The following is a 14,913-nucleotide window of genomic DNA, read 5'->3' on the forward strand; positions in this document are numbered from 1 at the left end:
GCAGGATTTTTGCCCCGATCCCGCTTTAGTTAAACAGATGGACCAGTCGATCGGGGGTCTGAGAGCGGGAAAAATACCAGCCCTGAAAGCGATGACATCCCATTTCGCACAGGGCTGAAAACTGTGTTTCTTCTTCCACGCCTTCGGCAACAATGTTGATCCCCAAAGCCTGGCACATGGCGATCATCGCGCGGATCGCCATCAGATGATCTGGATTACGTTCCATATCCATCACAAAGGAACGATCGATTTTGACCTCGCCGATCCCCAGCTTACGCAGCCCGGTCAGCGATGCCATGCCCGTACCGAAGTTATCCAGCGCGATATTAATGCGCATGTCCCGCAGTGCGGAGAGCTTACGCTGAACGTCATCGATATCGCTGGCCAGCGCTGATTCCAGTATTTCAAAACTCAGCCGCTGAGGATCAACGCCGCTGCGGCTCACAATGCGCTCCGTTTGCCGAATAAAGTCACTGCGTTTCAGCTGTCGCGGGCTGATATTGACCGAGACACGCACCGTTTCCATTCCGGGCTGAGTCTGCCACTGCTTGAGCTGTGCGCAGGTTCTCTCCAGCACCCACTCGCTGATATTGAGAATCAGCCCACTGTTTTCCGCTACGGGTATAAAGGTGGCTGGAGAGATCAATCGACCATCCGGCGTTCGCCAGCGCAGCAGTGCCTCCAGGCCGGTAACGCTGCCACAGCGGGAAAACTGCGGCTGATATTCAAGGAAAAATTCGTCTTCTTTTAGCGCGCGCCGCAAACCGTTTTCGATAGTATCCCGCTGGCGCTGTTCTTCACGCAGGCGCGTTGACCAGAACATCCACTTGCGATGATTCTTTTTGGAGTAGTACTGCGCCATATCGGCCTTGTGCATCATTTCGGCGATAGGAGCGAGATCGTGGCGGTAGAGGTAAATACCGATGCTACTGGTGATATTGAGCTGGTTATCGCCAATAATGGCATCCTGCTCAAGATTCTGGAGTAAGCGTTCGGCGAGAAGGGTGAGTTTATTTCGCGCTTCCTGATAGCTGTCACCGAGATCGGTGACCAGCACGGCGAATTCGTCCCCGCCGAGGCGGGAGATTGCATCATGACTGCGCAGAGTGCTGCGCAGGCGCTGAGCGATAATTTTTAGCAGTTCGTCCCCGGCATTATGGCCGAGTGTGTCGTTAACCTCTTTAAACCGAGTGAGATCGAGATAAAGTAAGGCCGAAAACTGGTGACGATCCATTTGACCGCGCGCCTGTTCAACCTTGTCGTAAAACCGATTGCGGTTATCGAGTTGGGTTAACGGATCCTGCCACGCCAGCTGAAGCATCTCACGCTCGCGGCGCTTTTTTTCGGTAATGTCTTTTGCTTTACCCAGCATCTCCAGCACCGTACCCGAATCGCTGTGACGTACTGCCTTGCCGTGATTGAGGATCCAGCGCTGTCGTCCAACCCGATCGACAACGCGGTATTCACAGTGAAAAAGTGGGGTCTGACCGGAGAGATGATTCTGGAAATGTTGTCTGGTGGCTGCGATATCGTCAGGATGGATCAGGTTAAACATCGCATCCTGGTGATGCGTCAGCCGATTATCATCAAAGCCAAAAAGTCGGTTCCAGTCCTGATTATGGGAAATAATCCCGCTGCTGACGTCCCATAACCAGAATCCCTCTTCCGTCAGCTCCAGCGTCTGTTCCAGGCGCCAGCGTGAAAGCGACTCTTCGCGCTGAGCCTGAACCTCACCGGTAATATCCGTGGCGATCAGCAGTTGGCCGGGCGTGCCCTGGGGCTTGCTGATGTCGACACAGCGGGTGCGCAACCAAAGAGGCGCATCGGCCGTGGACAGGTCAAGCTGAGGGCAGTCCTCGGTTAGCGTTTTAGCCAATTGTCCGGTTGCCAGCAAATGATGATAGAGCCGTTCGCCCGGATGGTTGGCGAAGGTCAGCGTCAAACCACCGTCAACGATAAAAATCGCATTGCTACTGTGTTCAATAATCTGTTCAAAAATTAAAAAACTTTCTTCAGGAAGGCGATATCGATGCATGATAAACCTGGTCGCGCAGCAGGATAAATTGGCGATGCCGTTGAATGAGCGCCAGCATTATTCAGTCTTTTTTCACGCAAGTCTATCGGGGTGGCGAGAAAAGAAGCACCTGGATAGCCTGCCGAAAGAATTCCCTATTTTATCTCTTAAATTGCTTAAAATTGGTCGAATAATTCAGGGTCAACGGTATTCACCGGATTTATCAATTGTGCTAATGTTTTTTATAGGTGCCGGATTTTGCCACCATAGCTGATTTTAAGGTGTGATGACAAAAAGGAATATCTTATAGCCAATCGGGCCAGTGTTAACTGATTTGTCATGTTAATATGTTTATTCGCCATGTTATCATTGTTTTTAAACTTATTTTAGCGGTATCTGGTGTGAACAGACTGATTAAAACAGGCTGTTAATGATTTTTTCAGGTTAATTATTCTTTATTTAATCGCCGATAACATCAAAGCAAAGATACGTTTTCTTAAAATTTTTGAAAAGGATTTCGCACAGTTTTCTGGCTATAAAACAGGGTTGTTTTGCTCAAACGCTGCGGCTTAACATGAAAAAAAGTTCTGAATCTGGCTCCGAATCTGAAGTCGAAAAACATGCGCGGGTGCCGCTTGATGATGCCCCATTTGCGATTGTGGTACTTGCAGTCACCTCTTTTACTCTTATAATCTTTGTCCTCACCATAACATTGTTGATGTCGTAATTTTTCCGAGCGACATCCTGACGTGTTGATTATCCTAAGGATTGAGGATTATATGGAATCCAGAGACGATAAATTACTGGCGCTGGTCGGACTGCTTTCCGCTGGACTGATTACTGTAACGGTACTGTTTACCCTGACCTGGCTTTCCGATGTGCGGTATCCCGCAGAGCAGCCGCTGGATACCCGAACCTGTCCCTCATCTTTGCATCATTCTTCCCGGTCCTGATTCTGCTTAAATTTAATTTGCTGGCTGCGCAGTGCCAGGGCGCAGGCTTCATTGACCGTGCGATTGCCGTTGGCATCGGGCAGCCCAAACAGCCCCGCCGGTAAGCGACGGTCATCGTCCCAGCTGGGATAATCAACCAGCGGATAGAGTGAAATGCCTTCAACCGCAACGCCCATATCGAGTGCCGATCGGACTTCTTCACATACCCGATTCAGCCACTCCGCACATCTGATTGCTTCGGCACCGGTTTCTGCCAGCAAAAGGGGACGCTGGTAGCGTGTGGCGATATCCCGCAGCAGCAGATGGAGCGGGCGATAATCGGGGTGATGAGGCTCCAGAGGATCGCCATTGTGAAACCACTGGTGGTCCGGGTACCAGGTCAGGCCAATAATATCCAGCAATTCTTCACTGCCCCCCAGCTCGGGAAGGCTACGCCCCGATATCCAGTCCCACACTTCAAACTGTGCTTCATGCTGCTGCTGTGCGGCATTTTTTGCGGTGCTGGAATAGCCGGACGCAGCGACGTGTACCAGCGGATCGGTAATAACAAATCGGGCTTCCGGCAGTTCGTTACGTATCGCATACATTGCCGCGATCGCTGCCTTAGTGAGCTGCTGCTTAAGTTCGTATCCCCGGCCCGTATCAAACGGGTTAAACCAGGCGATTTCAGCCCCGGCCCATGACCAGAATGAAATCTGATTCATTGGCGAGATCAGCGGCTGAGTTTCGCCTTGTTCGCGCAGAAGGCGGGCAAATGCCGCTCCGAAGGCCGCGAAACGGTCAACAAACTCAGGCTGCCAGATATCCATCCCATCCGGCCAGCCAAAATGCGCCAGCTCCCATATCATCTGAATATGGTACTTTCTTGCCGCTTCGAGCTGTGGCAGAAAGCTTTCCCAGCAGTACTTTCCAGGCTCTTTTTCAATCAGATACCAGCGAACACCGTCACGTGCGCTTAGTAGCTGATGCTCAGCCAGCAGGGCATAATCTTTATCCACAAGCGTGTCGTGGCCGCTGTTGATCATCAGGTCGGCGCGCTTTCCCGGCGATCGGCAGGCACTTGAACCGGGGAAACTGCCCTGGAAAAAACTCTGGAACAAACGCGGATGGTGCCGGGAGCGGGAGGAATCGGTGTCATTACACATGATGCTCTCCTGTTTGCAGAACTGAGCGGAACAATGGGATAAGTCTAGACTAAAAGAGCGACCAGACCGTGGATGAGGGGCGCTGATGAATATGATCTACCGAAACTCCGTTAAGGACAGATGATGAGTGAAGTTACTGAATTAAACCAACCGAGTGTCGGCGGTTTTACGCGACTGGCTCAGGCCATCAGACCGCTGGTGTCCGGGCATCCTCAGGACAGCGGTATCTATCCTCTTGCTGAAGGGCTGGATGCGTTTGCCGCCCGCTATCTGCTGATCGCCATGGCAGAAAAAACGCTGGATATACAATATTATATCTGGGAAAACGATATGTCAGGGCAGCTGCTCTTCAGCGCTGTGCTGGAAGCCGCCCGGCGTGGCGTGCGCGTTCGTCTGCTGCTGGATGACAACAATACCCTGGGGCTGGACAAGACGCTCAGTGCGCTTAACAGCCACCCTAATATTGACGTTCGTCTGTTTAATCCCTTTTCATTTCGCACGCTGCGCCTGTTGGGATATCTCACCGATTTCGCCCGGCTTAACCGCCGAATGCACAACAAAAGCTTCACCGTGGATGGAGAAGCCAGCATCGTCGGCGGGCGGAACGTAGGTGATAAATACTTTGGTGCGGGTGATGAACCGCTGTTCTCCGACCTGGATGTGCTGGCGGTGGGGTCCGTAGTCGAGGAAGTTGGGGATGATTTCGAGCGCTACTGGCAGTGTCGTTCGGTTGCGCCGTTCAGTACGGTAGTTGATATGGAGCCAGGCTCAGAAGCAGATATCGGTCTGCAAGAGGGGTGGCGGGAAAATGAACAGGTGAAGCACTATTTCACGCGCTTGCAGGAGTCAACGTTTATCACCCGGCTGGAAAGCCGCACGCTGCCGTTTATCTGGGCCAGCAGCCGACTGCTCAGCGACGACCCACGTAAAGGGCTGGGGCGAGCCAGAACGAAAAATCTGCTGCCTCAACGCTTACTCTCTGTGATTGGCCGCCCGCAGGAGCAACTGGACATTATCTCTGCCTACTTCGTTCCGACCCGTGCCGGGGTGGCCCAGCTGCTGGCGCTGGTACGCAGGGGCGTAAAAATTGCCATCCTGACCAATTCTCTGGCGGCCAACGATGTCTCTGTGGTGCATGCCGGCTACGCAAAGTGGCGTAAGAAACTGCTGCGTCACGGTATCGCACTCTACGAACTGAAGCCAACCACTACGCCTCCGGGCGGCGTGCTGCACGACCGTGGCCTGACCGGGAACTCCGGCTCCAGCCTGCATGCGAAAACCTTCAGCGTGGATCAAAAAACGGTGTTTATCGGTTCGTTTAATTTCGATCCGCGTTCGGCGGTACTGAACACCGAAATGGGGTTGGTGATCGAAAGCGGTGAGCTGGCGAACAGCATCCATCAAAACCTGCTGGTCAACCTGCGTGAACACGCGTGGACGCTGAGGCTTGATGAGCGGGGAAAAATCAACTGGGTGGAATATCCGGGGGAAGCTGAGGAGGTTGTGCACCGGCATGAGCCACGTACGCGATTTATCCAACGACTGCTGGTCAGGCTGGTGTGGCGTCTGCCGATTGAGTGGTTGCTGTAGCCCGGCTGATGCCGGGCATAAGGATCAGCGCTGGGGCTTACCGGAAAACAGGAAGCGCAGCAGCGGGATACGCAGATGGATCTCATACAGCAGGAATGCGATGCTGAAAACCATCACCAGGCCGACGAAGAAGCCCAGCGTGCTGCTGCCAATCAGCGGCACAACAAAAATACCGTACAGAATGGTCAGCGGATGGTGCACCAGATAGATAAATAACGATGAATTCACCAGATAGGTGACACGAGGCGAATGGGAATTCAGCATGTGGTGGCCGAATGAGAACACTACGTTAACCATCCACAGCCCCATGAGCATGGAAGTGATCGCGTCCAGCTCGTATAGCCAGCCTTCGCCTGAACTCCATGTCAGATTCGCCACATAGGCAGCAAACGCCAGAGCGGCTCCAAGAAACGTCCACGGATTCGGCTTTACAAACAGGGCTTTGATTGCCGGGTATTTCCAGGCCATCGCGCCGAGCATAAAGAACGGCAGATACATCAGCGATTGCATTACCGCCATATTGAACAGGCCATCAGCAGTGACTTGAGGTGCAATGAACAGAATCAGCCGGCGGAACGCCCCCCATCCCAATGCACAAAGCAGGATAACGACGGTTAATTTTCCCCAGGTCAGGTCGGAATAGTCTGCTTTTTCCCTTTTACCATCGCGCAGCAAGCGGAAAAGCCAGAATCCGGCAACGGTCAGAACCAGCAGTACCAGCAGGAACCAGAGGTGAGAAATCAGATCCCAGACCAGCGCATTGTACTTCTGGTAGGGGCTCATTTTGCTCCAGTCGCCAATCTTATTCGTCAGCTCCTTCAAAATGAAGAACTGAGGTACGGTAATCAGCGGAATAGCGGCCAGCATCGGGATGCCGACACGCTCAACGCGCACCTTCAACCAGTGGCCGGGTGTGTAACGCAGGAAGAGCATATAAGAGAAATAGCCGGATATGACAAAGAACACCTGCATGCGAAAAGCATGAATAAACTCATTGAGCAATGTCAGCCACTCAGACGGAGCAGGACTGTTTACTGACCAGTTTTGTGAAGAATAAATCAGAGACAGATGAAAGGGGACGCCCAATAACATCAGCCAGGCGCGAATCGAATCCAGGAAATATTCTCGTTGTGGTGATTTTTTAGTCATATATGTCCAATTTTCAATGCGTTACAATGCTGGTTCACCCTGAACCGGCCTAAAGCTTGCTGCTTACTTTAATAGAGTAAACACAGGTATACTATCAGTCGAATCTGTATCCGCTAACCACTTGAGAATCCGGCGCTTGCGCGTTCGGAATAGTGGAACAAAAACGCGGTCATGCTGTCGGAATGCTTAATTATCCATTAAGATGTTTAGGATTGATTTTCGCACCCGTAAAGGGGGGGATGTGCTGATTAAAATGAACAAAAAACCAAAACTTATGCAGCTACGTTGGGTTGGTGCTGCGGTTTTGCTTGCGATGTATGCCAATTCGGGATGGGCGTTTAGCATTGACGATGTTGCAAAACAGGCAAAGGATTTGGCCGGTAAAGGTTACGAAGCGCCGAAGAGTAATCTGCCTTCTCAGCTGCGCGATATGAAATATGCCGACTATCAGCAGATTCAGTTCAATCATGATAAAGCCTACTGGGGTAAGCTGAAGACACCATTTAAGCTTGAATTCTATCACCAGGGCATGTATTTCGATTTGCCGGTCAAACTCAATGAAGTGACCGCCAACAGCGTTCGCGCCATTAAATATTCCCCGGACTATTTCAATTTTGGCAATGTGCCGCACGATTCGGATACGGTGAAAAATCTCGGGTTTGCCGGATTTAAGGTTCTGTATCCGTTAAACAGTAAAGATAAGAAAGACGAGATCAGCAGTTTCCTCGGCGCGAGCTATTTCCGTGTTATCGGCGCGGGCCAGGTCTATGGCCTGTCCGCACGCGGTCTGGCGATTGATACCGCACTGCCTTCCGGTGAAGAGTTCCCGCGCTTTAAGGAGTTCTGGATTGAGCGTCCTAAACCGCAGGACAAGCATCTGGTTATCTATGCGCTGCTGGACTCACCGCGTGCGACCGGTGCTTATCGTTTCCTGATCTCTCCAGGTAAAGACAGCACTGTTGATGTCACTTCCAAAGTCTATCTGCGCGACAAAGTGGGTAAACTGGGCATTGCGCCGCTGACCAGCATGTACCTCTTCGGTGCAAATCAGCCGTCGCCGGTGACCAACTATCGTAAAGAGCTGCACGACTCGAACGGCCTGTCGATTCATGCCGGTAATGGTGAATGGATCTGGCGTCCGCTGAACAATCCTCGTCACCTTGCCGTCAGCACCTTCACCGTGGAGAATCCTCGCGGATTCGGTCTGCTGCAGCGTGGGCGTGATTTCAACCTGTACCAGGATCTGGACGATCGCTACGATCTGCGCCCAAGCGGCTGGATTGAGCCAAAAGGCGACTGGGGTAAAGGCCGCATCGAGCTGGTGGAGATCCCAACCACCGATGAAACGAACGACAACATCGTGGCGTTCTGGAGCCCGGAAAGCCTGCCGGAAGCGGGTAAAGAGATGAATTTCTCCTACCGCCTGCACTTCACCCGCGATGAAAATCTTCTGCATTCGCCGGAAACGGCCTACGTGAAAGATACGCTGCGCTCTACTGGCGATGTTAAGCAGTCTAATCTGGTACGCCAGCCGGACGGCACCCTGGCCTTTATCGTTGACTTTGTCGGCCCGGAAATGAGCAAACTGGCTCAGGATACACCGGTCTCTCCGCAGGTGAGTATCGGTAATAACGGTGAGCTGGTTGAGAACAGCGTCCGCTATAACCCGGTCACCAAAGGCTGGCGCCTGGTGATGCGTCTGCGAGTGAAAGACAATAAACAGCCGACTGAAATGCGTGCTGCACTGGTTAACGGTGATAAGACGCTGACAGAAACCTGGAGCTATCAGCTGCCTGCCAATGAATAAGACAACTGTGATACCCGTTGAATACATTGACGCGCTGCCGCTTCCCCCTGAACGGCAGGGGGAACTGCGTGGTGAAGAGAGCTTCAGCCAGCTGCATTTTGATCTGGCGGGTGAAGCTCCGTCTGAAATCCGTCCCGACGACGCACCTCAGCAGTCGGTAAAGGCACGTGTTGAGATGAGCTGGCCGGAGTCAATTGATGAAGGCCGTCAGTTCGATCAGGATGCCCTTAACCGTACTACGCTCAAGGCGATGCCGCCGCATACTCGCTCGTCGATGTATCCTGAGGAGTGGCGTACTAACCCGGTTGCCAGAGCGTGGGACTCGCTGCGCGGGCGCAAAAGTACCCATCGCTATGCCACTAAAGAAGAGCAGAAGAGCGAAGATAACTGGCGCTATGTCGGTTCCATTCGTCGTTACATTTTGCTGTTCCTCACCGTTTTCCAGACGGTGATTGCGACCTGGTATATGAAGACCATTCTGCCTTACCAGGGCTGGGCGCTGATCGATCCTATGGATATGATCAATCAGAACTGGCAGCAGTCTCTGCTGCAGATCCTGCCGTATGTGCTGCAAACCGGGATTCTGTTCCTGTTTGCCATCCTGTTCTGTTGGGTTTCGGCAGGTTTCTGGACCGCATTGATGGGCTTCCTGCAGCTGTTAATCGGCAAGGACAAGTACAGTATTTCGTACAAGACCACCGGCGACGAACCGATCAACCCGGAACACCGTACCGCGCTGATTATGCCGATTTGTAATGAGGATGTGGAACGCGTCTTCGCCGGTCTGCGCGCGACCTGGGAATCGGTGGTGCGTTCCGGAGAACAGCAGCATTACGACGTCTACATTCTGAGCGACAGCTACAATCCGGACATTTGCATGGCCGAGCAAAAGGCGTGGATGGAACTGGTGCGTGACGTCGGAGGGGAGGGGCGTATTTTCTATCGCCGCCGCCGCCGCCGTGTGAAGCGCAAATCCGGTAACATCGATGACTTCTGCCGCCGCTGGGGCAGCCAGTACAGCTACATGGTCGTACTGGACGCCGACAGTGTGATGAGTGGCGAGTGCCTTAATGGCCTGGTGCGGATGATGGAAGCTAACCCGAACGCCGGTATTATCCAGTCTTCGCCGAAGGCTTCCGGCATGGATACGCTCTATGCGCGCTGCCAGCAGTTTGCTACCCGTGTTTACGGTCCGCTGTTTACTGCCGGTCTGCACTTCTGGCAGCTGGGTGAGTCGCACTATTGGGGCCATAACGCCATCATCCGCGTTAAGCCGTTTATCGAACACTGTGCGCTGGCTCCCCTGCCGGGCGAGGGGTCTTTCGCCGGTTCGATCCTGTCCCATGACTTCGTTGAAGCTGCGTTGATGCGCCGTGCGGGATGGGGAGTCTGGATCGCTTACGATCTCCCGGGTTCTTATGAAGAGCTGCCGCCAAACCTGCTTGATGAGCTGAAGCGTGACCGCCGCTGGTGCCACGGTAACCTGATGAACTTCCGCCTGTTCCTGGTTAAAGGTATGCACCCGGTACACCGTGCGGTATTCCTGACCGGTGTGATGTCCTATCTCTCCGCACCGCTGTGGTTTATGTTCCTTGCACTGTCAACGGCGCTTCAGGTGGTTCACACACTGATGGAACCGCAGTACTTCCTGCAGCCAAGGCAGCTATTCCCTGTCTGGCCGCAGTGGCGTCCTGAGCTGGCCATCGCGCTATTCTCGACCACGCTGGTGCTACTGTTCCTGCCGAAGCTGCTGAGCGTAGTGCTGGTGTGGTGCAAGGGCGCGAAACCTTACGGTGGAGCCCTGCGCGTGCTGGTCTCGCTGTTCCTGGAGATGCTGTTCTCTGTGCTGCTGGCACCGGTGCGTATGCTGTTCCATACGGTGTTTGTGGTCAGTGCATTCCTCGGCTGGGAAGTGGTGTGGAATTCACCGCAGCGTGATGATGATGCAACGCCGTGGAGCGAAGCCTTTAAGCGCCATGGTTCGCAGATGCTGCTCGGCCTGGTTTGGGCCGGTGGTATGGGCTGGCTGGATCTGAACTTCCTTTGGTGGCTGTCTCCGATTGTCTTCTCGCTGATCCTGTCGCCGTTTGTTTCAGTATGGTCCAGCCGTCGTACGCTTGGTCAGGCGTCGAAGCGCGGTAAACTGTTCCTTATTCCGGAAGAGTATCAGCCGCCGCAGGAACTGCTGGATACCGATCGCTACGTGGAGCTTAATCGCGAGCGTGCGCTGGATAACGGCTTTATGCATGCGATGTTCCACCCGTCGTTTAACGCACTGGCTAGTGCGATGGCAACGTCTCGCCACCTGAAAAGCGATATCCTCGACTATGCCCGTGACCGTCGCGTTGAGCAGGCACTCAGCCAGTCGCCGGCTAAGTTGGATCGCGACAGCCGCCTTGCGCTGCTGAGTGACCCGGTTACGCTTTCGCGTATGCACTATCGTCTGTGGCAGAACGCGGATAAGTATCACGACTGGCTGGATCATTACCACTCGCTGCCGCTCAATCCACTGGCGTTAAATAATGCGAAGTAAGTGATTTTATTGCGCCTTAACGGGTGCGGCATCAGAAGGCCGGGACAGTGTCCCGGCTTTTTTTCGCTGGCTATCCGAGTATTTACGCATAATTTTCACTGTCGGCTATGGTGTGGCGCAGAACTGCGGGTAGAATAGTGCGTTTTTTACCCTAAAGTGTGATGTGATAAGTATGTTCTTACGTAGTTTAACGGTTGGTTTTTGCGTGCTGCTACTGAGCGGCTGCGGCAGCATTATCAGCAGAGCCGTGCCCGGACAGGGACACGGCAATCAGTACTATCCGGGTGTACAGTGGGACGTTCGGGATACGCCCTGGCGATTTCTGACTATTATCGATCTGCCGCTGTCGCTGGTTGTGGATACGCTATTGCTGCCGGTAGATGCTAAGCACGGACCTTACGAATAAAAATCACCCTCCGGCTGAATCGGGGTTTATGCCCAGCGGTCGGACTCACTGTTATCATCCTCCCACTCATCGGCAGCGGCGTCGGCTTCTTCACTGCCTTCCGGCGGCACCAGCTGAAATTCACCTTCATCCCATTCGTGCAGGGTATTTTCAGCCAGCCACTCCTGACGTAGTTCGATTTCGTCGAAGTCACCGTCAAAAATTGCCTGCGCCGCTTCACCGCTGCGCAGCGGCAGGCATTCTCCTTCATCACCTTCGTTGGTGAAAAATTCCACCTGCCACATGATGTCGCCATCCTGCATCACGTATTTCTGCATCGCAAACTGTTCAACGGACGCTTCTTCCTCAATCACTTCAGGATTCGCGGCAAGATACTCTTCGCGAGCGGCATCAATGGCTTCTTCCAGGGTTGCATAAAGGGTCATGTACTTCTCCTTGCTGGCGTTTAGATAAAAACATCGTTAAGTGTTGTCGCTGTGCTTCAAGATGCAAGGAGCCGGCGAGGAAATTTTTGCCAGATGTGCTGATGGCGTTGCTGTAACGCAGCTATCTGCATTCGCAGGCAGCGATGTCTACGCGACTCTGTGCGGTTTATCCACGAAGCGCACGATTTAAATAAAGGAAAATGCCTGAGAAGTGGTTAATTAGCGCCGCGCACAGTGATGTGCCGCCAGGCGGTCTGCCGCCCCGAACTTTCACTATTTAAGGATGACTGATATGGCAAGGAATTTAAACACGTGTAAACCCTGGCAAAAGAAAAAGGCCGGACTGCTACCTCTGGGACTGGTACTGGTTTCATTTTCCGCACTTGCTGATACCCCGCCATTTTCGCTGGACTCTCCCTGGCTCATGGGGGACTGGGGCGGCTATCGCCAGAAACTGGCCGATGACGGCGTCGATTTTCAGGTGGGCTATACCATGCAATCCGCCGCGAACCTGGCGGGGGGATATCGTACGGCAACCACCATGCGTTATGCCGATCAGTGGACCTTTGGCAGCACGCTCGATCTGGATAAGTTATTGAACTGGCAGGGGGGAACCTTCCAGGCCACAATCACCAATCGCACCGGACAAAATTTAACCTCTCATATTAACGATCCGCGCACCGGCGGTTTATCCAACGTGCAGGGTATCTCCGCGCGTGGTGATTATCTGCGCCTGACGCAGTTCTGGTTAAATCAAAGCTTGTTTAATAACTGGCTGGACGTAAAACTGGGGCGTGTCACCACCAACGAAGACTTTGATACGGCAAAACTGGGGATGTTCCAGAACTGGGCAATGGGGAGCGGACAGCCGGGTCACTGGCGTAACGACCGCTGGTTTAACGCCCCGATATCACAGTGGGGCGGAAGGGTGAAACTGAACCTGCCAGAAGACCTTTACCTGCAGGTAGGTATTTATAATCAGAACAAGGTCAACAATACCAAAGCCAACGGCTTCCGTTTCGATATGCGCCACGGCGAGGGAAATCTGGTGCCGATGGAGCTCGGCTGGCAGCCAAAACTGGGTGCTGACGGACTCCAGGGTAACTATCGTCTGGGGGGCTATTACAGCTCAACCAGCGGCGGTAATTACAGCAGCTGGCATGACGGAAAATACGGCAAGCGAAATCATGCCTACGGCGGCTATCTGCTCGCTGAACAACGGCTTACCGCGACCGGCGGCGATAATACTCGTGGTCTCGGCATTAACTTCCAGTACATCATGAACGATCACCGAACCTCAAAACTGGATAACTACCAGTCGCTCGCCTTAACCTGGGCCGGGCCATTCGATGCGCGTCCGAAGGATGAAATTGGTATCGGCATGGCACGTATCCACGTTAACCACGATTACGCGAAGATGCGCAATGAGCAGAACCAGGACAAGGGCGTCAGCGACTACCACGATATGTCCTATATGCCGCTGCAGAAAGGATCGGAGTGGAACTATGAGGTCTATTACAATGTGAAAGCAACGCGCTGGCTTAGCATTCGGCCTAACTTACAGCTGATTACTAAACCGGGCGGTGTTGATCAGGTGCAGGACGCGTTTGTTGGCGGTATTGCCGGGGACATTACGTTCTAAATCGATAACGGTTGAGGAGTTCCTGCCAGCCCGGCAACGCGGTCTGGCAGGAATAACGCGACAGGTCAGTAAAGTGAAGGCTCGCCTTCCGGGCGAGTTTTAAAACGGCGGTGCAGCCACATATACTGCTCGGGTGCCATCAGCACACCGTGTTCCACAATCTTGTTCATTCTTGCGGCAGTGGCGCTTTCATTTTCCAGGGGAATATCCAGCTCTTCCGGGAGGATCACCATCTCATAACCTTTCCCGGACGGCAGACGGCGAGGTACGAAAGGAATAACCGCCGGATTACCGCTGCGGATTAACAGATAGCTGCCTTTCGTTGAGGCGGCCTGCTCCACGGCAAAAAAGGGAACAAACACGCTGCTTTTGGGGCCGTAATCGTGGTCCGGTGCATACCAGATGATGTCGCCATTTTTCAGCGCGCGAATCATTCCCTTAAGATCTTTGCGGTCCAGCATGCTCTTGTTTGAACGCATACGTCCCCAGGTTTGCAACCAGTCCAGCAGCGCGTTGTCATTCGGGCGATAAACACCAATGCCGGGGTTATGGATACCGAAAATGCGCGCGCCCAGCTCCAGCGTCAGGAAATGCATGCCGATCAGCAGCACCCCTTTTTTGTCGGTTGCGGCTTTCGCGATGTGTTCAAGCCCGCTGACCTGAAACCAGCGGCTTACCCGCCAGTCCGGCCAGAACCAGGCCATGCCGGTCTCTATCAGCCCCATTCCCAGTGACTCAAAATTACGAACCACCATCGCTTCGCGTTCAGCTACGGGCATCTCCGGGAAGCAAAGTTCAAGATTACGTCTGGCGACGCTTACGCGGCGTTTAAGAAAGCGCATTGAAAGTCGCCCAAGGCCGCAGCCGATATAATAGAGCACCGGGTAGGGTAACAGGACCAGAAGATAAAGCAGGGCAATACCCAACCAGGTAAACCAATAACGAGGATGCAGCAATGCGCGGCTAAATTGGGGCAGCTGAGTCATGAGTTTCCAGATCGTAAAGGGGGAAATGTTATCCTGTCCATAGGGGTTTATTTATGGCCTATTGTGCCATTTATTGTATATCCTGCGAAATAACGCGCCGTTTGGGTGATTTTTATTCGAAAAACCAGTCACTAACCCCGTTAATGATAGTTGATATTTTCCAGTAATCTCACTCCGAATGGCTGAGTTACACGATTTCCCACAGGCCGAAAATGGCTGACACCATCCCCGCCTGAATGAGATCATAGCATGTGTCTGCCGTT

11 protein-coding genes are annotated in these 14,913 nt (G+C 53.2%); 6 read left to right on the plus strand and 5 right to left on the minus strand.

All coding sequences use genetic code 11. The features are described 5' to 3' along the window. Positions 1–25 precede the first annotated feature (25 nt). Positions 26–2,035 carry a bifunctional diguanylate cyclase/phosphodiesterase gene (locus tag IBT47_RS10835; protein ID WP_200560456.1) on the minus strand — a complete coding sequence of 670 codons (2,010 nt, stop codon included), beginning with the start codon at positions 2,033–2,035 and terminating at the stop codon, positions 26–28. A gap of 758 nt (positions 2,036–2,793) precedes the next feature. On the opposite strand from IBT47_RS10835, the gene IBT47_RS10840 reads away from it, so the two are divergent. Continuing rightward, positions 2,794–2,967: a hypothetical protein gene (locus IBT47_RS10840; protein WP_172606586.1), complete on the plus strand. Its 174-nt coding sequence runs from the start codon at positions 2,794–2,796 to the stop codon at positions 2,965–2,967. On the opposite strand, the gene IBT47_RS10845 is transcribed toward IBT47_RS10840, so the two are convergent. Then, entirely contained in the window at positions 2,949–4,112 is a 1,164-nt protein-coding gene (locus IBT47_RS10845) for a beta-glucosidase (RefSeq protein WP_200560457.1), read from the minus strand. The genes IBT47_RS10840 and IBT47_RS10845 overlap by 19 nt on opposite strands. 123 nt (positions 4,113–4,235) lie before the next feature. Here IBT47_RS10845 and IBT47_RS10850 point away from each other — a divergent pair, with 123 nt between their 5' ends. Then, the gene (locus tag IBT47_RS10850; RefSeq protein ID WP_200560458.1) at positions 4,236–5,702 is read left to right on the plus strand and encodes a phospholipase D family protein; all 1,467 of its coding nucleotides are present in this window, start codon (positions 4,236–4,238) and stop codon (positions 5,700–5,702) included. Between the two features lie 24 nt (positions 5,703–5,726). Here the strand turns inward: IBT47_RS10850 and mdoC are convergent, their stop codons facing one another. After that, positions 5,727–6,851: a glucans biosynthesis protein MdoC gene (mdoC, locus tag IBT47_RS10855; RefSeq protein WP_200560459.1), complete on the minus strand. Its 1,125-nt coding sequence runs from the start codon at positions 6,849–6,851 to the stop codon at positions 5,727–5,729. Positions 6,852–7,104: 253 nt separating this feature from the next. Between mdoC and IBT47_RS10860 the strand changes: the two genes are divergently transcribed. The 3 genes from IBT47_RS10860 (at position 7,105) to IBT47_RS10870 (ending at position 11,597) form a co-directional block, all read left to right on the plus strand. Then, positions 7,105–8,658, plus strand: a complete 1,554-nt coding sequence (locus tag IBT47_RS10860; RefSeq protein ID WP_234471836.1) for a glucan biosynthesis protein G — start codon at positions 7,105–7,107, stop codon at positions 8,656–8,658. After that, positions 8,651–11,191 carry a glucans biosynthesis glucosyltransferase MdoH gene (mdoH, locus tag IBT47_RS10865; RefSeq protein WP_200560461.1) on the plus strand — a complete coding sequence of 847 codons (2,541 nt, stop codon included), beginning with the start codon at positions 8,651–8,653 and terminating at the stop codon, positions 11,189–11,191. The genes IBT47_RS10860 and mdoH overlap by 8 nt, the downstream gene beginning before the upstream one ends. Before the next feature lie 172 nt (positions 11,192–11,363). Next, the gene (locus tag IBT47_RS10870; RefSeq protein WP_105592834.1) at positions 11,364–11,597 is read left to right on the plus strand and encodes a YceK/YidQ family lipoprotein; all 234 of its coding nucleotides are present in this window, start codon (positions 11,364–11,366) and stop codon (positions 11,595–11,597) included. Positions 11,598–11,623: 26 nt separating this feature from the next. Here the strand turns inward: IBT47_RS10870 and IBT47_RS10875 are convergent, their stop codons facing one another. Continuing rightward, positions 11,624–12,022 carry a MysB family protein gene (locus tag IBT47_RS10875; protein WP_105592833.1) on the minus strand — a complete coding sequence of 133 codons (399 nt, stop codon included), beginning with the start codon at positions 12,020–12,022 and terminating at the stop codon, positions 11,624–11,626. 292 nt (positions 12,023–12,314) lie between these two features. Here IBT47_RS10875 and IBT47_RS10880 point away from each other — a divergent pair, with 292 nt between their 5' ends. Then, positions 12,315–13,664 (plus strand): carbohydrate porin, encoded by a 1,350-nt coding sequence (locus tag IBT47_RS10880; RefSeq protein WP_200560462.1) that lies wholly within the window; start codon positions 12,315–12,317, stop codon positions 13,662–13,664. Positions 13,665–13,729: 65 nt separating this feature from the next. Here the strand turns inward: IBT47_RS10880 and IBT47_RS10885 are convergent, their stop codons facing one another. Further along, a complete protein-coding gene (locus IBT47_RS10885; protein WP_200546834.1) occupies positions 13,730–14,650 on the minus strand; it encodes a Kdo(2)-lipid IV(A) acyltransferase in 921 nt (306 codons plus the stop codon). Positions 14,651–14,913 lie beyond the last annotated feature (263 nt).

The sequence above is a fragment of the Erwinia sp. S43 genome, from assembly GCF_016624745.1.
GTDB classification, from domain to species: Bacteria; Pseudomonadota; Gammaproteobacteria; order Enterobacterales; family Enterobacteriaceae; genus Erwinia; species Erwinia coffeiphila.